The 19,942-nt window shown below is 65.1% G+C and carries 22 protein-coding genes; all 22 read left to right on the top strand.

Annotation, left to right across the window (positions count from 1 at the left end):
* Window position 1: 1 nt before the first annotated feature.
* Complete coding sequence (gene flgG, locus I6F21_RS02320; protein WP_036006992.1) at window positions 2-790, top strand: flagellar basal-body rod protein FlgG; 789 nt, start codon at window positions 2-4, stop codon at window positions 788-790.
* 13 nt (window positions 791-803) lie between these two features.
* Window positions 804-1,280 (top strand): flagellar basal body P-ring formation chaperone FlgA, encoded by a 477-nt coding sequence (flgA, locus tag I6F21_RS02315; RefSeq protein WP_225182765.1) that lies wholly within the window; start codon window positions 804-806, stop codon window positions 1,278-1,280.
* On the top strand, window positions 1,277-2,407 hold the full coding sequence (gene flgI, locus I6F21_RS02310) for a flagellar basal body P-ring protein FlgI (protein ID WP_036007006.1): 1,131 nt from the start codon (window positions 1,277-1,279) through the stop codon (window positions 2,405-2,407). The genes flgA and flgI overlap by 4 nt, the downstream gene beginning before the upstream one ends.
* A gap of 67 nt (window positions 2,408-2,474) precedes the next feature.
* Complete coding sequence (locus I6F21_RS02305; protein WP_225182764.1) at window positions 2,475-3,221, top strand: MotE family protein; 747 nt, start codon at window positions 2,475-2,477, stop codon at window positions 3,219-3,221.
* The gene (flgH, locus tag I6F21_RS02300; protein WP_057030122.1) at window positions 3,222-3,929 is read left to right on the top strand and encodes a flagellar basal body L-ring protein FlgH; all 708 of its coding nucleotides are present in this window, start codon (window positions 3,222-3,224) and stop codon (window positions 3,927-3,929) included.
* A 42-nt stretch (window positions 3,930-3,971) separates the two neighbouring features.
* Window positions 3,972-4,415, top strand: coding sequence for a flagellar basal body-associated FliL family protein (locus tag I6F21_RS02295; protein ID WP_057030123.1), 444 nt, complete (start codon window positions 3,972-3,974; stop codon window positions 4,413-4,415).
* Window positions 4,412-5,152: a flagellar type III secretion system pore protein FliP gene (gene fliP / locus I6F21_RS02290; protein WP_036007014.1), complete on the top strand. Its 741-nt coding sequence runs from the start codon at window positions 4,412-4,414 to the stop codon at window positions 5,150-5,152. The genes I6F21_RS02295 and fliP overlap by 4 nt, the downstream gene beginning before the upstream one ends.
* A 264-nt stretch (window positions 5,153-5,416) precedes the next feature.
* Window positions 5,417-6,325 carry a flagellin gene (locus tag I6F21_RS02285; protein WP_225134442.1) on the top strand — a complete coding sequence of 303 codons (909 nt, stop codon included), beginning with the start codon at window positions 5,417-5,419 and terminating at the stop codon, window positions 6,323-6,325.
* A gap of 270 nt (window positions 6,326-6,595) precedes the next feature.
* Window positions 6,596-7,510: a flagellin gene (locus I6F21_RS02280; protein WP_057030126.1), complete on the top strand. Its 915-nt coding sequence runs from the start codon at window positions 6,596-6,598 to the stop codon at window positions 7,508-7,510.
* A 296-nt stretch (window positions 7,511-7,806) separates the two neighbouring features.
* On the top strand, window positions 7,807-9,432 hold the full coding sequence (gene fliF / locus I6F21_RS02275) for a flagellar basal-body MS-ring/collar protein FliF (protein WP_225182763.1): 1,626 nt from the start codon (window positions 7,807-7,809) through the stop codon (window positions 9,430-9,432).
* Window positions 9,429-10,124, top strand: a complete 696-nt coding sequence (locus I6F21_RS02270; protein WP_036027422.1) for a hypothetical protein — start codon at window positions 9,429-9,431, stop codon at window positions 10,122-10,124. The genes fliF and I6F21_RS02270 overlap by 4 nt, the downstream gene beginning before the upstream one ends.
* A 6-nt stretch (window positions 10,125-10,130) precedes the next feature.
* The gene (locus tag I6F21_RS02265; RefSeq protein ID WP_225182762.1) at window positions 10,131-11,444 is read left to right on the top strand and encodes a MotB family protein; all 1,314 of its coding nucleotides are present in this window, start codon (window positions 10,131-10,133) and stop codon (window positions 11,442-11,444) included.
* Window positions 11,441-12,616 (top strand): chemotaxis protein, encoded by a 1,176-nt coding sequence (locus tag I6F21_RS02260; protein ID WP_036027420.1) that lies wholly within the window; start codon window positions 11,441-11,443, stop codon window positions 12,614-12,616. The genes I6F21_RS02265 and I6F21_RS02260 overlap by 4 nt, the downstream gene beginning before the upstream one ends.
* Window positions 12,613-13,956 carry a flagellar hook-length control protein FliK gene (locus tag I6F21_RS02255; RefSeq protein ID WP_225182761.1) on the top strand — a complete coding sequence of 448 codons (1,344 nt, stop codon included), beginning with the start codon at window positions 12,613-12,615 and terminating at the stop codon, window positions 13,954-13,956. The genes I6F21_RS02260 and I6F21_RS02255 overlap by 4 nt, the downstream gene beginning before the upstream one ends.
* The gene (locus I6F21_RS02250; RefSeq protein WP_036007033.1) at window positions 13,907-14,488 is read left to right on the top strand and encodes a transglycosylase SLT domain-containing protein; all 582 of its coding nucleotides are present in this window, start codon (window positions 13,907-13,909) and stop codon (window positions 14,486-14,488) included. Before I6F21_RS02255 ends, I6F21_RS02250 begins: the two co-directional genes overlap by 50 nt.
* Before the next feature lie 106 nt (window positions 14,489-14,594).
* Complete coding sequence (locus tag I6F21_RS02245; RefSeq protein WP_109144812.1) at window positions 14,595-15,827, top strand: flagellar hook protein FlgE; 1,233 nt, start codon at window positions 14,595-14,597, stop codon at window positions 15,825-15,827.
* Between the two features lie 34 nt (window positions 15,828-15,861).
* Window positions 15,862-17,337, top strand: a complete 1,476-nt coding sequence (gene flgK / locus I6F21_RS02240; RefSeq protein ID WP_057030131.1) for a flagellar hook-associated protein FlgK — start codon at window positions 15,862-15,864, stop codon at window positions 17,335-17,337.
* Between the two features lie 3 nt (window positions 17,338-17,340).
* A complete protein-coding gene (locus I6F21_RS02235; protein ID WP_057030132.1) occupies window positions 17,341-18,387 on the top strand; it encodes a flagellar hook-associated family protein in 1,047 nt (348 codons plus the stop codon).
* A 68-nt stretch (window positions 18,388-18,455) separates the two neighbouring features.
* Window positions 18,456-18,800, top strand: a complete 345-nt coding sequence (flaF, locus tag I6F21_RS02230) for a flagellar biosynthesis regulator FlaF (protein ID WP_036007043.1) — start codon at window positions 18,456-18,458, stop codon at window positions 18,798-18,800.
* Entirely contained in the window at window positions 18,800-19,210 is a 411-nt protein-coding gene (flbT, locus tag I6F21_RS02225) for a flagellar biosynthesis repressor FlbT (RefSeq protein WP_225139194.1), read from the top strand. Before flaF ends, flbT begins: the two co-directional genes overlap by 1 nt.
* 15 nt (window positions 19,211-19,225) lie before the next feature.
* The gene (gene flgD, locus I6F21_RS02220) at window positions 19,226-19,645 is read left to right on the top strand and encodes a flagellar hook assembly protein FlgD (protein ID WP_157281883.1); all 420 of its coding nucleotides are present in this window, start codon (window positions 19,226-19,228) and stop codon (window positions 19,643-19,645) included.
* Complete coding sequence (gene fliQ / locus I6F21_RS02215) at window positions 19,642-19,908, top strand: flagellar biosynthesis protein FliQ (RefSeq protein WP_025034323.1); 267 nt, start codon at window positions 19,642-19,644, stop codon at window positions 19,906-19,908. The genes flgD and fliQ overlap by 4 nt, the downstream gene beginning before the upstream one ends.
* Window positions 19,909-19,942 lie beyond the last annotated feature (34 nt).

Raw genomic sequence — 19,942 nt, 5'->3', positions numbered from 1 at the left:
AGTGAAATCGCTCGCCATCGCGGCCACGGGCATGAACGCCCAGCAGACCAACATCGAAGTCATCGCGAACAACATCGCCAACATCAACTCGACCTCCTACAAACGGGCGCGCGCGGAGTTCACCGATCTGTTCTACCAGATGGACCGCATGCAGGGGGTCGCGAACACCAACGGCTCGTCGCCGATTCCGGAAGGTGCCAATCTCGGCCTCGGCGTCAAGTCCGCGGCGATCCGCAAGCTGCACATCCAGGGCGCGCTGACGCAGACCGGCAATCCCTATGATCTCGCGATCAATGGACGTGGCTGGTTTCAGGTGCTCGGCCCCAACAACGAGGTGCAATACACCCGTGCGGGCTCGTTCAACGTCAACGCCAACGCTCAGCTGGTCACGATCGACGGTTACCTGCTGGATCCCGCGATCACCATCCCGCAGGGGACGGTCGAGGTCACCGTCAACCAGACCGGCCAGGTGTTTGCCAAGCTCGACACGGAAGTGAATCCGCGGCAGATCGGCCAGCTCAACCTCGCCAACTTCGCCAACGAAGCGGGTCTCGAGCCGCTGGGCAGCAATCTCTACAAGGAGACCACGGCGTCCGGCACGCCGGTCGTCGGTCTGCCGGGCGATGCCGGCTATGGCAAGATCAACCAGAAATGGCTCGAGGCCTCGAACGTCGACCCGGTCAAGGAAATCACCGAGTTGATCTCGGCACAGCGTGCCTACGAAATGAATGCCAAGGTCATCCAGGCCTCGGATGAAATGGCCCAGACGGTCTCGAAGGGCATGCGCTAGTTCCGGTGTCTCGATGTTGAACAGGGTGGGCCTGATCGTGCGCGGGTTGGCCGCCGTGCTGCTGGTTCTCGTAACGGCGCGGGTCGCCGCGGCCGAGGAGAAGCGGCTTCCCGTGCCGGCCGTCTCGATCCGCGCCGGCGAGCTGATCCGCGAGGAGATGATCACCGAGCGCGCCTTCGCGCCGAGCCTGCTCGGCGTCGCCATGTTCATCGAGGCGCGTCAGATCCTGGTCGGCCGCATGGCGCGGCGCGCGCTGTTACCGGGCCAGCCCATTCCGACGAACGCGGTGGAGGACCCCTGGACCGTCGCGCGCGGCGCCATGGTCAAGGTCGTGGTCGAGGACAGCGGCCTCTCCATCGTCACTTACGGCTCGGCCATGCAGTCGGGTGCGGCCGGCGCGCTGATCCCCGTGCGCAATACGGACACCGGCGTGATCATCAGGGGCGTCGTCCAGCCGGACGGCAGCGTCAAGGTCATGGAAGGGTCATGACCAGGCTCCTGCTTGCGCTCATGCTGCTGGTGTCGGCCGCCGGCGCCCAGGCCGCCGTCCGCATCAAGGACATCGCGGACATCAAGGGTTTGCGCGAGAACCAGATCGTCGGCTACGGCCTCGTCATCGGCCTCAACGGTACCGGCGACACGCTGCGCAACGCTCCGTTCACCGAACAGTCCCTGCAGTCGATGCTCGAGAACATGGGCATCAACGTCAGGAACGAGACCACGAGCACCAACAATCCCCCGCGTCCGACCACGCTGCGCACGCGCAACGTCGCAGCGGTGATGGTGACGGCGGACCTGCCGCCTTCGATCGGGCCCGGCGAGCGCATGGACGTCACCGTGTCCTCGCTCGGCGATGCGACGTCGCTGCTCGGCGGCACATTGGTGATGACGTCGCTGCGCGCGGCGGACGGCGCCGTCTATGCGGTGGCACAGGGCGCGATCACGGTTGCCGGCTACAGCGTCGGAGGCCAGGCGCAGAACGTCAGCCAGGGCACGCCGACGGCCGGGCGCATCCCGAACGGTGCGCTGGTCGAACGCGAGGTGCAGGGAAGTCTCCACGAGATGGAGTTCCTGGTGCTACAGCTGAAGAACCCGGACTTCGTCACCGCAACGCGCATCCTGGACGCTGTCAACCGCTACGCCGGCGGTCGCTACCGCGCGCAGATCGCCTTCGAGCGCGACTACCGCACCATCGTGCTGTCGAAGCCGCGTCATGTCGGCCCTGTCCGCTTCCTCGCCGAGATCGGCGAATTGGTGGTCGAGCCGGATACGCCGGCGCGCGTCGTGATCAACGAGCGCACCGGCACGGTCGTGATCGGGCGCGACGTGCGGATATCCACCGTCGCCGTGACCCACGGCAATCTGACGGTTCGCGTCACGGAGATGCCGGTTGTGTCGCAGCCGGCGCCGTTCTCGCGGGGACAGACGGTGGTCGTCCCGCAGACCGTGGTCGAAGCCAACGAGGCCGGATCGCAGGTGGCGATCCTGAGCGGGGTCGATCTCCAGCGCCTGGTGCGCGGGCTGAACCAGATTGGCCTCAAGCCATCGGGGATCATCGCGATCCTGCAGGCGATCAAGACGGCAGGCGCGCTCCAGGCCGACGTCATCGTGCAATGATGCGCAAGCGTCGTGCAAGCTTGGTCGCTCAATGCTCAGGTCTGAAGCGAGAATCGCACGCGGCCCGATGCTGAAGCTGGATCACAAAGGCAAACTCCTCCTGCTGGCCGCGGCAGCAATGCTCGCGAGCGCCTCGCCCGCGCTCGCCTTGGACGAGGCCAAGCCGTCGAAACCGCTCAACCTGCTCTCCTTCGCCCGCGCCCGCGCTGGCGGACCGCAGAAGCCGCAGCCGTCGGCCACCGCGACACCTGTCGACAATGCGTCGGTCCGGGCCACGGCATGGGCGGCCGAAGATTCGGGCCCCGCGGTCACCGGTGCGGTGCCGGAGACACTGGCGCCTGCCCGTCCGGCCAAGCCTGGCAGCGTCACGGCGCCGCCGAAGCCTGCACCGCCGCAGGCTGCGCCGCCCCCGGACAACGAAATCGCGCTGTTCTGCAGCAACGTCGCCGATCCCGCCGTCGATGCCAGGCTGGCCTGGCAGCTCAAGGAGCTCGAGAAGGCCGAGAGCCTGCTGCGCGAGCGCATCGCCGAGGTCGAGGCCAAGCGCGCCGAATACGAGAAGTGGATGGCGCTGCGCGACGACTTCCTGAAGAAGGCCGAAGCGAGCGTCGTCGAGATCTATTCGCGCATGAAGCCCGAAGCTGCGGCGACGCAGATCGCCGGCATGGCCGACGAGACCGCTGCCGCCGTGCTCGCCAAGCTCAGCCCGCGCAGTTCGAGCGCGATCTTCAACGAGATGGACACGGCACGCGCGGCGCACCTCGCAGACCTGCTCGGCGGCATGCGTCGCGTGGACGACGGAAAGAGCAAATAGATGACCAAGCCGATCCTCATCCTCTCGCTGCTCGCGGCGTCCGTACTTCTGGCCGGTTGCTTCCATGATCCGGCCGAAGTCCTGACCGGTCCGCAGATGTCGCCCGTCGGCAGCGGCCTGCGGATGCAGGCCGATCCGATCCCGGTGACGCCGCGCATGCGCACGCCCGTCAGCTACCGCTCGACCTGGGACGACGGCACCGATCTCTACCGCGATCCGCGCGCCCGCCGCACCGGCGACGTCGTGACGGTGATCATCTCGATGCAGGACAAGGCCAAGCTCGACAACAAGACCGGCCGTTCGCGCGATTCGCAGGTCAAGTTCGGGCTCGACTGGCTGATGGACATCGCCGGATGGAACGACACGGGTTCGGCCAACGCCAATCTCAGCACTAATACCCAGATCAAGGGCAACGGCCAGATCGACCGCACCGAGGACATCAGGCTCTCGATCGCGGCCGTCGTCACCGACGTGCTGCCGAACGGCAATATGATGATCAGCGGCTCGCAGGAATTTCGCGTCAACACGGAGATGCGCGTGCTCAAGGTCGGCGGCATCGTGCGTCCGCGCGATATCTCGCGAGCCAACACCATCTCCTACGACAAGATCGCCGAGGCGCGCGTGTCCTACGGCGGGCGCGGAAATCTGTCGGACGTGCAGCAGCCTGGATGGGGACACCGGATCTATGACGCCGTGGCACCATTCTGAGGCCCGAGCCGGCCGGATAGCGCCGCGATGGCAGGAGACGCCATGCGCCTGATCGCTGCCATCGTCGTGCTGACCCTGATCGCGATCGGCGCGGGCGCGATTGCCGGTCTGCATCTGATCGCGACCGCCGAACGCGTTGCCGACGCCAAGAAGAACGCCACATCGCCGCCGATCGCGTCGAGCTACGCCGGCAGCGCGCGGCTCAGGAAATTGTCTCCGATCGTGACCAATCTCGCGGCGCCAGCCAACAATTGGGCGCGCATAGAAGCCTCGATGGTGACCGACAGCATGAGCGACGAGGATGCCGGCATTCTGGCCGCCCATATCAGCGAGGACATCGTGACCTATCTGCGGTCGGCTACGGTGGCGCAGTTCGAGGGATCGCGCGGGCTCCAGCATCTGCGCGACGACCTGACCGAGCGCGCCAGTATCCGCTCGTCAGGCAAGGTCCGCGAATTGATCATCGAAACGCTGGTGATCCAGTGAGGGTGAAAGTCTTGCTGCTCGCGCTGGTTCTGGTCGTGCTGCCCGAAGCGGCGCTGGCCCAAATTCCGGACCTGAATTCCCTGCTGCCGCCCGGAAACGGCTCGACCAGCGGCCGGATCATCCAACTGATGGCGCTGATCACGGTGCTGTCGGTGGCGCCGGGGCTGCTGATCATGGTGACGAGCTTCACGCGATTTGCGGTGGCGTTGTCGTTCCTGCGCGCCGGTCTCGGCCTCCAGACCACGCCCGCCAACCTGGTGCTGATCAGCCTCGCGCTGTTCATGACCTTCTATGTCATGGCGCCGACCTTCGACCGGGCCTGGGAGAGCGGCGTCCAGCCGCTGATGAAGAACGAGATATCGGAAGAGGAAGCCTATCTGAAGATCACCGATCCGTTCCGCGAGTTCATGCTGGCCCATGTCCGCGACAAGGATCTCCAGACCTTCGAAGCGCTCGCCGCCGAAAGCTTCCGCAGGAAGTTCGACGACAAGCGGGTCGATCTGCGCGTCATCATTCCGGCCTTCATGATCTCCGAGCTCAGGCGCTCGTTCGAGATCGGATTCCTCATCATCCTGCCGTTCCTGGTGATTGACATGATCGTGGCGACGCTGACCATGTCGATGGGCATGATGATGATGCCGCCGACGATCCTCGCGCTGCCGTTCAAGATGCTGTTCTTCGTGCTGATCGACGGCTGGAATCTGCTGGCCTCCGGGCTGGTCCGCTCGTTCTCGTGAGCGCCGCGAGCGCCCGCCGGCCGATTATGGTTAAACGAAACGCGCTGGATATGGTTAGCGGCGCGTAATTTTAACCATATGATTTTGCTGCGGAATTCAAGCTCGTCTTAATGCGGAAGCAAGATTCGGCGTGCTAGCAACACGGTACGGCGGGTTGGACCCACACAGATCGGTCCAAAGGCATGATGCCGCCCTTCCGTACCGGTGAAAGCCCGGTATGTCCCCTCGTGAAAATGTAAACGCGTACATAAAGGGACATTCGCAATGTCAAGCCTGCTTACGAACTCGACTGCCATGACCGCACTCCAGACCCTGCGGTCTGTGGGTTCGCAACTCTCCACCACGCAGAACCGGATCTCGACCGGCCAGCGCGTGTCCACCGCGTCGGACAACGCCGCCTATTGGTCGATCGCAACGTCGATGCGCTCCGACAACGCTGCGCTCTCGGCGGTGTCCGACTCGCTCGGCCTGTCGGCCGCGACCGTCGACACCGAATATACCGCTCTGACCTCGGTGATCGGCGACAAGGACTCGGGTCTGACCAAGCTCCAGGCGCTGCTGGTCCAGTCCAAGACCGCAGGTATCGATCGCACCAAGATCCAGGCGGACATCACCCAGATCCAGCAGGACATGAAGCTGAAGGCCAACTCGGCGACCTTCAACGGCATCAACTGGCTGAGCACCACGACGGGTACCACCCCGACGAGCTTCAGCCTCGTGTCATCCTACTCGCGCGTCGGCGGCACGCCCACCATCGGCTCGATCACGGTGACGACGGCCAACTACACGCTCTACTCGACCACGCAGACCGGCATTCTGGATACCGTGGCCGGCAGTGCGTCGGTCGACACGATCAACATCGCCGCGCTGACCGACTCGGCGGCCGACCAGACCACGCTCGATGGCTACATCGCGCAGGTCACGACTGCGATCAACTCGGTGGCCTCGGCCGCCGCCAATCTCGGTGCCGTCAAGAACCGTATCTCGACCAACACGAACTTCGTGAAGTCGCTGATGGACTCGGTTGACCGCGGTGTCGGTCAGCTCGTCGACGCCGACATGAACGCGGAATCCACCCGCCTGGCCGCCCTTCAGGTCCAGCAGCAGCTCGGCGTGCAGGCGCTCTCGATCGCCAACAACAGCAGCCAGAGCATCCTGTCGCTGTTCCGCTAAGGCGGAAGTCATCGGAGGAGGGCCGCGCTTCTCGCGAAGCGCGGCCCTTTCGCTTGGGCATGGCCACGCGCGCCCAAGTCCGGCCGACTGTTGCGGCCGGAACACAGGGCCACAAGCCCCGCACAAGCTTCGCTCGCTAACCTCGCCGCTACGACAGATTGGGCCTTGAACCCGCGTTTGCGGCACGCCCAAAGGCATGACGCCGCCCTGTCGTACCGGTGCAAGCCCGGTATGTCCCCAACTCAAGTCAATCTTCAAAGGGACATCAAAATGGGTTCTAGTCTTCTCACCAACTCCTCCGCCATGACCGCGTTGCAGACCCTGCGGTCTGTCAGCACGCAACTCGCCACCACGCAGAACCGGATTTCCACCGGTCAGCGCGTGTCCACCGCCTCGGACAACGCCGCCTATTGGTCGATTGCGACCTCGATGCGCTCCGACAACGCCGCGCTGTCCGCTGTCTCCGACTCGCTCGGCCTGTCGGCTGCCACCGTGGACACCGAATATACCGCTCTGACCTCGGTGATCGGCGACAAGGAATCCGGTCTGACCAAGCTCCAGGCGCTGCTGGTCGAAGCCAAGACCGCGGGTATCGACCGCACCAAGATCCAGGCGGACATCACCCAGATCCAGCAGGACATGAAGCTGAAGGCCAATTCGGCGACCTTCAACGGCATCAACTGGCTGAGCACGACGACGGGTACCACCCCGACGAGCTTCAACCTCGTGTCGTCCTACTCCCGCGTCGGCGGTACGCCCACCATCGGCTCGATCACCGTGACGACCGCCAACTACACGCTGTACTCCACGACGCAGACCGGCATTCTGGATACCGTGGCCGGCAGCGCTTCGGTCGACACGATCAACATCTCCGCGCTGACTGACTCGGCGGCCGACCAGACCACGCTCGATGCCTACATCGCGCAGGTCACCGCCGCCATCAACTCGGTGGCCTCGGCCGCTGCCGATCTCGGCGCGGTCAAGAACCGCATCTCGACCAACACGGAATTCGTCAAGACCCTGATGGACTCCGTGGATCGCGGCGTCGGCCAGCTCGTCGACGCCGACATGAACGCGGAATCGACCCGCCTTCAGGCCCTGCAGACGCAGCAGCAGCTCGGCGTTCAGGCGCTGTCAATCGCCAACCAGAACAGCCAGAGCATCCTGTCGCTGTTCCGCGGCTAAGCGGCGCTCTCGAAAACGACCGTGCTCCCTCAGGGAGCACGGTCCCCGCCATGATGGTGGGCGCCGACACGCGATATGCCGGCAATCTAACCTTCGTCATACGTCTTGCGACATGCCGCGGCCGGTCGGGCTGCCGTGCGCCCGAGCGCTCGCTCGCGCCTGCCAAACCGATTGCGTCGCCTCGTCTTGCAAAATTGCAACGCCTCGCCAGCGAACCCACACATTCGCGCCTCGCGCAACCTTCAGACAAGGTTGGCAGCTGAGTGTCGTCACCATTCGCATTGGTACGAGGTCATATGCTCAGTCGTGCGCAGGTACAGCAACTGCTCAACAATCTGCTGGAGCTTGGGCCGCGACGCCTGATGGCCTTGGGACTGATCGGTTTTGCGGTTCTCGTCACCGTCGTCGGCGGCGCCTACTATCTCAGCCGCCCCGAGTTCGAAACGCTCTACACCGGCCTCACCCGCGAAGACGTGACGCGCATCGGCGCGGCACTGCGCGAGCAGAACATCACCTTCGACGTCAATTCCGCCGGCGATGCGGTCTCGGTGCGTCCAAGCCAGACCATGCAGGCGCGGATGCTGCTCGCCGAGAAGGGGCTGCCGACCAGCGCCAATTCCGGTTACGAGCTGTTCGACAAGATCGGCTCGCTCGGGCTGACCTCGTTCATGCAGGAGGTCACCAAGCTGCGCGCGCTCGAAGGCGAGATCGCCCGCACCGTCCAGCTGATGAAGGGCGTAAAGGCGGCGCGCGTGCATATCGTGCTGCCGGTGCGCGGCTCGTTCCGCGCCACGCAGCAGCCGCCTTCGGCATCGGTCGTGCTGCGCACCGACGGCGCGATCGAGGCGCGCACGGCACAGTCGATCCGGCATCTCGTCGCCGCCGCCATTCCCGGCATGAGCCGCGACAAGGTGACGGTGCTCGATGCCGACGGCTCGATGCTGCTCGCCGAAGAGGACGAGGCCAGCGCCGCGCCAACCAAGATGGCGAGCCTGCAGAAGACGGTCAGCGGCATGGTGCAGGAGAGCATCCGCAAGGCGCTGACGCCGTATCTGGGCCTCGACAATTTCGAGGTGAGCGTCGCTCCGCAGCTGTCCACCGACAAGCGGCAGATCAACGAGACGGTCTACGATCCCGAGAACCGCGCCGAGCGCTCGGTGCGGGCCGTACGCGAGAAGGAATCCTCGCAGAACGCCGACCGCTCGTCGCCGACCACGGTGCAGCAGAATCTCCCCGACCAGCAGGTGAATGCGGGCGGCGGCAAGAACTCCAGCGAGGACAAGACCCGCCGCGAGGACGTCACCAATTTCGAGGTCTCCTCCAAGACCACGACCACGGTCAGCGACGGCTATTCGGTCAAGAAGCTGTTCATCGCCGTCCTGGTGAATCGCGCTCGGCTGGTCGCCGATCTCGGCGACAAGAGCAACCAGGCCATCATCGACAGCAAGCTCGCCGAGATCAGCCAGCTCGCGGCGACCGCGGGCGGATTGGACAAGGCGCGCGGCGATCAGATCCAGGTGACGGCCGTCGATTTCATCGAGGGCTCGCGTGAGCTGGCGCCGGTGCCGCCGATCAGCTTCGTCGAGATGATCAACAAGCAGCTCGGCAGCGTCATCAACGCGATCACGATCCTGGCCGTGGCTTCGATGCTGGTCTGGTTCGGGCTGCGGCCGGCGGTCAACGGCATCCTGACCCATCGCGCGCAGCAGGAGCAGGCCGAGGCGGCCGAGGCCGCCCAGCTCGAGGCCTCGGCGGCCCTTGCGCTGCCCGACGGCGAGGAGGCCGAGCTCAACCTCGTCGAAGACCTCGAAGGCAAGATGCAGCGAACGCCGCAGAAGCGGCTCGAGCAGATCGTCCGGCTCGATCAGATGCAGGCGGCGGCGATCCTTAAAGACTGGATGCGACGCGAGGAGGCGGCATGAACGCGGCAATCGGAAAACTCCTGACGCAGTTCGATGCGAACGGCCGGGTCAAGTCGTCGCCGCCGCCCCCGCCACCGAAAATCCAGGACGTGCTGACCAGGCCAAAGGAGGCGAGGCGCGATCCGCAGCCTCAATCGCAGCCGCAGGCCCACACGCAGCTTCAGGCTCAGTCCCCGGCGCCCGCGACGGAAGCGCCGCCGGTCAATCTCCTGGACGATGCCTATCGGCGCGGCCATGCCGCGGGCGTCGCGGAAGGCGACGCCAAATTGGCCGAGGAGCGCGTCCGCAGCGCGATCCGGCTCGGCGAAGAGCGGGCCAAATGGTCCGACCAGCAGGCGGTCGCGATCGTCAGCGGCTTCGAGGCGGCCTGCCGCGAGATCGAGACCAATATCGCAAGCTCCGTGGCGCGGATCCTGCTGCCGTTCCTCGCCGATGCGGTGCGCGACAAGGCGATCGGATCGCTGGTCGAGCAGATCGCGGCGCTGACCGGCAGCTCGTCGGCGCCCGCCTTCAAGGTCACCGGCCCGAGCGAGCTGCTGGACCTCGTGAAGACGCAGCTCGAGGCGTCCAGGCGAACGGGCATCGCATACGTGGCCGCCGAGACGCTCGAGGTGCGCGTCGTGGCCGACCAGACCGTGATCGAGACGCAGATCTCCGCCTGGAGTGAACGCCTCAAGGAAGCGCGCCGGTAGTCCGCCATGGAGGAGGTCAAGCATGAGATCGTGATCGTCCGCCGCCGCAGCGCCTTCGCCGAGGAGGCGCATCACGGCGGCGTCTGGAAGATCGCCTATGCGGACTTCATGACCGCGATGATGGCGTTCTTCCTGGTCATGTGGCTGCTCAACGCGCTCAACCAGGACCAGAAGCAGGTCGTCGCGAGCTATTTCAATCCGATCAAGCTCGCTGAGAACTCACCTGCCCCAAAGGGCCTCAAGGATCTCTCCAACAAGGAGCCGTCGTCGTTCGAAGGCCAGGACGGCAAGCGTCAGCCGGCCGGTACGAACGAGGAAAGGCGCGGCGATTCTCCGACGGCTGAGAAGCCGGCCTCTTTCGAGGAGAAGGTCCTGTTCCGTGACCCCTATGCGACGCTCGCCGAGATCGCCAACAGCGCGAACCAGTCGACGGGCCAGCGGCGCGCCGGCGCTCTGACCTCCGCTGAAGAGGACGGCCTGAAGGGGGGCGATGCCTATCGCGATCCATTCGATCCCGGCTATTGGAAGCTGGCGCCACAGGCGTCCAAGGACGCCGATCGCTTCATCGAGAGCGAGCCGAAGCCGAATGCCTCCGCGCGAGACGGCGCAGCCGGAGCAAATCCGGGCGAGGTGCAGGCGCGCCGGAGCAGGACGGATGATGCCGGCGGCAACGTGGCTCCGGGCCCGGAGAGCTCGTCCTCAAGTCTGTCGCCGCTGGTGCCGCCGGGCGCCGCACCGACGCAGTCGCCGCGCGAGGGCAGCGCCCAAGCTGGCGTTCAGGTGAGCACCGCCCCGCAGGCTCGTCTCAACGATACGGCCAAGGAAACCGAAGCGCGCGACGCGGCGCAAACGCAGCAGCCCACCCTCAAGCAGCTTCAGTCCGCGGTCGCGGAGGCGCTGTCGGACATCAAAGCAGGGGCGGGGCCGGCGGCCGAGGTGCGTCAGGTCGAGGAAGGGCTCCTGGTCAGCCTCACCGACGATGCGAGCTTCGGCATGTTCGCGGTCGGCTCGGCGGAGCCGCGGCCCGAGCTGATCCGCGTGATCGACAAGATCGGGCCGCTGCTGATGAAGCGCCAGGGCATGATCATCGTCCGCGGGCATACCGACAATCGGCCGTATCGATCGGAAACCTACGACAATTGGAGGCTGTCGACCGCGCGTGCGCAGATGGCCTATTACATGTTGGTCCGTTCCGGCGTCGATGCGCGGCGGATCGAGCATATCGAAGGTTACGCCGATCGGCGGCCGAAGCTCCCGAACGATCCGGCGGCCGCCCAGAACCGCCGGATCGAAATCCTGATCCGGGAGAAGCGACCTTGATCAGGCTGCTGCGCCGCGCCGTCTTGCTGCTGCCGTTCATCGCGGCAAATGCGCTTGCCCAGCCTGCACCCCAGGGAAGCGAACCCTATGAGCTCGTCCGCGCGCTGCAAGCGGTGCAGGACGGCATCGCCAATGGCGACACCGCCGCACATGGCAGTCATATCGCGCTGATCCGGCAAATCGGCGAGAAGTTTCTCGCGGCCGATCCCGCGGTGTGGAGCAATCCGCGGAACGGCCAGGCGGTCGTTATCTACCTGCTCAGCGGCGGTGCGCCGCAAATCGTCCGCAAACTACCGCGCGACAAGTTGAACGTCGACGAGCGGCTGTTCAACGGTGCGCTCGCCTATGTCGAGGGTCGCCAAGAGGAAGCACGGGAGCTGCTCAAGGAGATCAAGCCGCGGACGATTCCTTCGGGACTGGGCGGACAGGTCGCGCTGGTTCAGGGCGCGCTGTTCGCGCGCGCCGAGGCCTCGCTCGCGATCGAGCGCCTGGACGATGCGCGCCTGCTGTTGCCCGGCACGCTGGTCGAGGAGGCGGCCCTGCGGCGCGAGATCCTGCTGGTGGGGCAGGCGGAGGATTTCGAGAAGTTCGAGTTCCTGACGCTGGCCTATATCCGCCATTACCGCAACTCGATCTATGCGGGCGATTTCTGGCAGCGCTTCTCCGCGGGGCTGACGCAATCGAGCCTGGCACTCGACGAGCGCCGCTTTGCGCGGATCTCAGCCTTGCTCGAGCAGATCGATCGCGCCAGCCGCCTCAAGCTCTATCTCATGATGGCGCGCGCCGCGATGGTGCGCGGACGGCTGACCGTGACCCGACTTGCGGGCGAGCGGGCATTGACCCTGAGCGCGGATGCATCGGCGGAACGCGAGCGCGCCCATTTCCTCCGCGGCGCCTCGCGCGTGCTCACCGACGAATATGACGGCGGTCTCGCCGAACTGAAGGCGCTCGACCGGTCGAAGCTGCCCGAACGCGACGTCCCCCTTCTCAATGCCACGGTGCAGCTCGCGCTCGACGTTCGCAAGCCGTTCGCGGGCGGATCCGCCGCGGCAGCGGACAAGCCTCCGGCAACGCCGGCGCGACTCGATTTGGCGTCATCGACCGCGACGCTCGCACGCGCGCAGAAGCAGCTCGGGGAGCTCGAACTCCTGACCAAGGATCGCCGGCCATGACCAAGCTCAGTGGAATCTCCGGACAGCTCTTCAACGGTCTCGCCGAGAGTCTCAACATGCGCGGGTCGCGCGCGGCAAAGGGTGCCGCGACCAAACCACAGGCGAACTCGTCCTTCAATGATCTGCTCCACACCGTCTCGAATCTCGCCAAGCAGGCGCTGAGCGAAGACGGCAGCGAGGCGGCCGCGAAGACCGGAACGCTGCGCACGCGTTCGATCCATCCGGCCGAGCAGGAGCAGCCGAAGGAGGCGGCGCTGCGCGAACGCGTCGCGACCATTGCTGATCCAAAGTCCATGGACGAGACCTCCGACACCAAGTCCGACAAGCTGGCGGAGCAACCACGTCCGGTCGATCATCTCACCGGGACAGATCGCCAGGATCAATCCGGCATCGCTGTGATGGTCGGGCAGGAGATCGCTGCTGTGTCTGCCGTGAAACCGCAGATGCAAGTGCCCTCCGCAGACAAGGACGCGCCCGCGCGTGACGAGCGGTCGCCCTCGGCGAAGCACGAGGCACCGGGCGCGGTGAAGGCGGCGACCGGCGATGCCGGTCCATCCAGTCCTGCCCCGGCCGGCGCGCGCTCGCAGGCGGCGGCTTCGCAAGCGATGGCGGCGTCGCAATCTGCGCTGACGCAAGGTGCGGAAGCCTCGAGCGCAAGGCCGGCATCACCCGGCTTCGAGGCGGTTACGGCCGATGTCGAGCGCGCTGCCAAGGCTTCGGCGCGCGCCGCGCTACCCGAGACAACCAAGGTCACCGTGGTCCAGCAGGAAACCCATCTGCCACCGGCGCAGTTCAACGCCCCGCAGCAGGTTGCCAATGCAGTCGTCGCCGAGCTGAAGGAGTCCTTGGCACCGGCTGCGTCCGCGGCACCCGATCTCGCCGCATCCCAGACCAACGCACCGGATCAGCCGCTCAGGATCCTGACGGTCAATCTCGAACCGCCCGCCCTCGGCAACGTCACGGTGCGCCTGCGTCTCGTCGGCACCGAAGTGTCCGTCCAGCTCGCGGCCGAGCGCAAGGACACGAGCCAGATGCTCGACCAGCAGCGCGACCAGATCCGCGAGCTCATGCAGTCGGCCGGCTACGTCGCCGACGTCGCGCCGGTCCAGCACGGCTCGCTGGACGGATTCCAGAGCGGCTCCGGCCAGTCCCAGCCCCAGCTCTCGGGCCAGCAACAATCCTCGCCGCAGTCGCAAGGCGCGTTCGGCGGTGCCGGCACGTCGTCGGGGCAATCCGACGGCGGCGCGAAACAGGCTCGCCAGGAGCGCCAGTTCAACCAGGAGACGCGTCATGAGCAGGACGTGGCGCCGCATCACCGTCGCGGCCCTGTTTATCTGTAACGCGAGCGCTTCGGAAGCCGCCGCCGAGACTGCGCGCCCCTGCGAGCGCGAGATGGCGCGCGCGGCCCGGCAGCATGGGATTCCGCTCGGCATTCTCTATGCAGTCGGCCTCACCGAGACCGGCCGGCGCGGCGCGCTCCATCCTTACGCGCTCGGGGCCGACGGCCAGACCGTGTTCGCGAAGGACATCAACGATGCAATCGCGAATTTCGAGGCCATGCGCAGCAAAGGCATCAAGCTGATCGATCTCGGCTGCATGCAGATCAACCATTATTATCACGCCGAAAAGTTCGCTTCGGTCCGGGCGATGTTCGATCCCGCGGGGAACGTCGAGTACGCCGCGCGCTTCCTCAAGGAGTTGAAGCAGCGCGAAGGCAGCTGGACCATGGCGGTCGCGCGCTACAACGCGGGCCCCAACAATCAGCCGGCGCAGAAGCGCTATGTCTGTCACATTGTTGCGCATCTCGTCTCGAGCGGTTTCGGCGCGTGGACGGACAAGGCGCGCTCGTTCTGCCAGCCCAAGACGAGCTGAAGCAGAGCTGACCGGACCACGACAAGTTGTGCATCGCGCCCAATCATCAGCCCCGCGCAAGCAAGAACCCCCATTGTAGCTGCAACCTACCAAAGGAGCCCAATTCATGAGCCTGTATGGTGTTATGCGCACCGGCGTTTCCGGGATGAACGCGCAGTCCAACAAGCTGTCGACGGTCTCGGACAACATCGCCAACGTCAACACGACGGGCTACAAGCGGGCTTCCACGGAATTCTCCTCGCTGATCCTGAAGAGCGGCTCCGGCAATTACGATTCCGGCGCGGTCGAAACCAAGGTCCGCTATGCCATCAGCGACGGCGGCAATACGCAGTATACCACGTCGACCACGGACCTCCGCGTCCAGGGCAATGGCTTCTTCGTGGTGTCGAACGCCAACAACACGCAGCAATATCTGACGCGGGCCGGCTCGTTCGTGCCCGACAGCCAGGGCAATCTGGTCAACGCGGCCGGCTTCTATCTTCTCGGCCAGCCGGGCAACGTGAGCAATTTCTCGCAGAACAGCCTGTCCGGCATGCAGATCGTCAACATCGCCCAGGTCTCGCAGGTGCCGGTGCCGTCAACGGCGGGAACGCTCACGACCGGCAATTTGGATCCGAAAGCGGCTGTCATTGCTGGTCCGCCCGGCCCGGCGTCATATTCATCGAAGAGCTCGATCGTGGCCTACAACAATATCGGCCAGGCCGTTACGCTCGACGTCTATATGTCCCACACGGCGACGGCTGCCGGCTCGGATACCTGGCAGATCGGGGTCTACGACTCCGCGACGGGCACCTCGCTCGGCGCCGCCACCACTTTCACCTTCGACACCACGGCGGCCGGCAGGGGCGCGCTCGCCGCGGCGAGCCCGACCGGTCTCGCCTTCACCGTTCCCGGAGGTGCGGCGATGACCTTTGACCTGTCGAACTTGACCCAGGTCGGCACCGACTTCAGCTTCAAGGCCACTGTCAATGGCAGCGTTCCCTCGGCGATCGACAAGGTCGATATCGACGATGCCGGCCATGTGACGGCGATCCTCAAGAACGGGCAGCAGCTGACGCTCTACACCATCATGCTCGCCGACGTCGCGAGCCCCGACAATCTGACGCCCGAGCCCGGCAACGTCTATTCGACCAACATGAATTCCGGCAACGCGCAGGTCGGAAATGCCGGCACGGGTGGGCTCGGCACGATCCAGTCCAGTGCCCTGGAGGACTCCAACGTCGACCTTGCGGACGAACTCACCGGCATGATCGAGGCCCAGCGCGGCTTCACGGCGAACTCGAAATCGTTCCAGACCGGCTCGGATCTGCTGGATGTCGTCGTCAACTTGAAGCGCTGAATTCCTCGGCGCTCGTTTCGGGCAAGAGCACGCCATGTCGCTTACCGCCGCTCTCAACTCGGCTCGCTCCTCGCTCATGGCGTCGAGCGTTCAGTCGTCGGTCATCTCGCGCAACATCGCCGGTGCCAGCGCCACCGGCTATTCGCGCAAGCTCACCGTGCTGGACAATCTGCCCGGCGCCGGCGTCTATGTCGCGGCGATCCAGCGCGCCGCCAGCTCGGGCCTCTACAACAACGTCCTGATCGCGACCTCGTCGTCCGCCAAGCAGACCGCGATCTATGACGGCCTGCAGAAGATCGCCACCGCGACGGTGGACGATCCGGAGCTCGACCAGTCGCCGACGGCGCAGCTCAACGCGCTGAAGCAGGCGTTGCAGAAATATGCCAACGCCCCTGACAACGCCACCCTGGCGCAGGCGGCCGTCGCGTCCGCCAAGGACATGGCGACCGCGCTCAACCAGGCGACCCGGACCGTGCAGTCGGTCCGCGAAAGCGCCGATGCCGACATGAAGACGTCGGTTCAGAACATCAACCAGTTGCTGTCCCGGTTCGAGACCGTGAACACCGCGATCGTGAAAGGCACGATCTCCGGCGACGACATCACCGACTATCTCGATCAGCGCGACAGCATCGTCTCGCAACTGTCGCAGGAGGTCGGCGTCAACATGTCGATCCGCCCCAACGGCGACGCGGCGCTCTACGCCGACAGCGGCGTGGTGCTGTTCGACAAGACGGCGCGGACGGTGAGCTTTGCGCCGACGAATGCCTACACCGCCGGCACCACGGGCAACGCCGTCTACATCGACGGGGTCCCGGTGACCGGCGCCAATTCGGTGATGCCGCTGAAGTCGGGCAAGCTCGCAGGCCTCGCCCAGCTGCGCGACCAGGACACCGTCACCTATCAGGGCCAGCTCGACGAAATCGCGCGCGGCCTGATCAATACGTTCAGGGAAAGCGATCAGACCGCCGCGGCGCTGCCCGACGTTCCCGGTCTCTTCACCTATCCGGGCGCGCCGGCGATGCCGGCGAGCGCGACCGTCTCGGTGGGCCTCGCCGGCACGATCTCGGTCGCGGCCTCGGTCGATCCGAGCCTGGGCGGCAACCCGAATTTGCTACGCGACGGCGCGATCAGCGGCAACCCCGCCTACCAATACAACACCGCCGGCAACGGCGGCTATTCGGCCCGACTGCAGCAGCTCATCGGCGGCATGGATGCCGCGCAGCCGTTCGATGCAACGACGCAAGGCAAGCCGAGCGGCAGCCTGATCGACTTCGCATCATCATCGGCGAGCTGGATCGAAAACCAGCGCAAGACCGCCGACGCCAATTCCGAGTACCAGAGCACATTGCTCAACCGCAGCATCACGGCGTTGTCAAACGTCAACGGCGTCAACATGGACGACGAAATGGCCTTGATGCTCCAGGTCGAGCGAACCTATTCGGCCTCGTCGAAGATCATTTCGACCGTCGATGAAATGCTGCAGAGCCTGCTGGCCGCCGTGGGGAACTGAGCCATGATGAGCGCGAATTACGTTTCCACCCTGATGCTGTCCTCGTCGTTGAGGTATTCGATCACGAACAACCAGGCGGCGCTGAGCAAGGCCTCGACCGAAGCGACCACCGGCCGCTTCTACGACGTTGGTCTGGAACTCGGTGCGACGACGGGAAGCGACCTCACGCTGCGGGCGGACTGGAGCTTTGCCGACCAGCTCGTCGACACCAACGGTCTCGTCTCGGGACGCCTGGACGTGACGCAGAACAGGATCACCCAGCTCAACAAGACCGCGACCGACTTCCTCAAGGATCTGATCGCGGCCCGCAGCACCGACGGCGGCGGGCGGGTCATCCTGCCGCCTGCATCCTCCAATCTCCAGGACCTGATCGGCGCGTTGAATGTCTCCTATAACGGCTCGTCGCTGTTCTCGGGCATCAACACGCAGAACGCGCCCATCACGCCGTACGCCGCGGGCTCGGCCAGCAAGAACCAGGTCGATGCCGATTTTCTCGCGGCCTTCGGCTTCCCGCAATCCTCGCCCGCCGTGGCCACCATTACGCCGGCCCAGATGCAGACCTTCCTGGACACCACCTTCGATGCCGGGTTCGCGAGCCCGGCCTGGAACACCAACTGGTCCTCGGCGACGGACCAGACCATGCAAAGCCGAATCTCCACCACCGAGATCGCGGACACGTCAGTGAGCGCCAACGAGATCGGCTTCCGCAGGCTCGCCGAGGCCTACACCATGATGGCCGATCTCGGGAACGTGAAGCTGAGCCAGGAGACGTTCCAGGTCGTCGTGGACAAGGCCATCGGGCTGGTCGGCAACGCCATCAACGATCTCGCTGCGCTCGGCGGCAGCGTCGGCACGGTTCAGCAACGGGTCACCACCGCAACCGCCAAGCTCAAGACGCAGCAGGACATTCTGAACAATCAGATCGTCGGAATGGAAGCGGTCGACCCGACCGAAGCCTCGGTCCGCGTCAATACGCTGCAGACACAGATCCAGACCGCGCTGGCGCTCACCTCGCAGCTCCAGAAGATCAGCCTCATCAATTATCTCTGAGCCAAGGCTGCGCTGTCAGGCTCGTAACCTTTGTCCAGTTGTTCGGTTTTCTGCGAAGAGTGGTCCTGATGACGTTTGAAGCCTATGAAGCGGTCGTTGACGACAGTGGCTATGAGGCGCGCAGCCGTGAGCGGCAGGCACTCAGCCTTGGCATCGACCGGCTCGAGCGGATCCAGAAGGGACGTTTCAGCCCCGAGGATCAGGTCGAGAGCCTGCTCTATGTGCGGCGGCTGTGGACGATCTTCATCGAAGATCTCGCGCACCCGGACAACGGCCTGCCGGACAAGCTGCGTGCCGACATCATCTCGATCGGCCTGTGGGTGGTCAAGGAAGCCGATCGTCTCCGCGAGCAGCGGTCCAGCGACGTGGTGCAGCTCATCGAAATCAACCGCCTGATCCGAGACGCGCTTTAATGAAGATCTCCTTGCGCGCGGGCGAACGGATCTACATCAACGGCGCGGTGCTCCGCGTCGACCGCAAGGTCTCCGTCGAGCTCGTCAACGACGTGATGTTCCTGCTCGAAGGGCAGGTCATGCAGGCGTCCGACGCCACCACGGCCCTGCGGCAGCTCTATTTCATCGTCCAGCTCATGCTGATGAACCCGACCGACGTTCGCGACGCTGCGGCGCTCTACGCCCAGCATCACGCGGCCCTGTGTGCCGTTTGCGAGAACCGCGAGATGCTCGATGGGCTCGGCGCGATCCACGAACTGGTCGGGGCGACCCGCTATTTCGAGGCGCTCAAGCGGATTCGCGCCTTGTTTCCGGTGGAGCAGGCCATCCTGGCCGGCGCCGCCGCCGTTTCCCCAGTCGAAGCTGCCTGACAGCGGAGAGACAAGATGAACGTCAACAGCGCGACCGACAGCACCAGCAGATCCAGTTCGACCGACACCAACTCGACGACGTCGAGCAACAGCGTGGACTACAACACGTTTCTCCAGCTCCTCATCGCCCAGATGAAGAACCAGGATCCGACCAATCCCATGGACACCGCGCAGTATATGAGCCAGTTCGCCCAGCTCTCGACGGTCGAGCAGGCGATGCAGACGAATGCGAAGCTGGACGCGCTGCTGTCCTCGCAGTCCTTGTCGCAGGCCAACGGGCTGATCGGGAAGACGGTCAGCTTCACCGACTCGACCGGCGCGACCTTCAGCGGCAAGGTCGTCTCGGTCTCTATCAACAGCGACGGCTCCATCGCGACGCTTCAGGACGGCACCAAGGTCGCGGTCGGACCGGGCCTCACGATCAGCCAGTCATGAACGAGCGGGACGCCCTCGATATCGTCCAGGCGGCGATCTGGACCATCATCGTCGCCTCCGGGCCTGCGGTCGGCGCAGCCATGCTGGTCGGCACCGTCATCGCGCTGATCCAGGCGCTGACCCAGATCCAGGAGGTGACGCTGACCTTTGTTCCGAAGATCATCGTCATTCTCCTGGTCGTTGCCGTCTCCGGCTCCTTCATCGGCGCGCATCTGTCGACCTTCACTGAGATGGTCTATTCCAGGATCGAGCGCGGCTTCTGATCCGGACGGCCCGGCACCATCCCCGCGTAAGCTT

The sequence above is a fragment of the Bradyrhizobium sp. NBAIM03 genome, assembly GCF_020194055.1.
Taxonomy (GTDB): domain Bacteria; phylum Pseudomonadota; class Alphaproteobacteria; order Rhizobiales; family Xanthobacteraceae; genus Bradyrhizobium; species Bradyrhizobium yuanmingense.
This window is presented reverse-complemented; position numbering and strand designations above follow the sequence as displayed.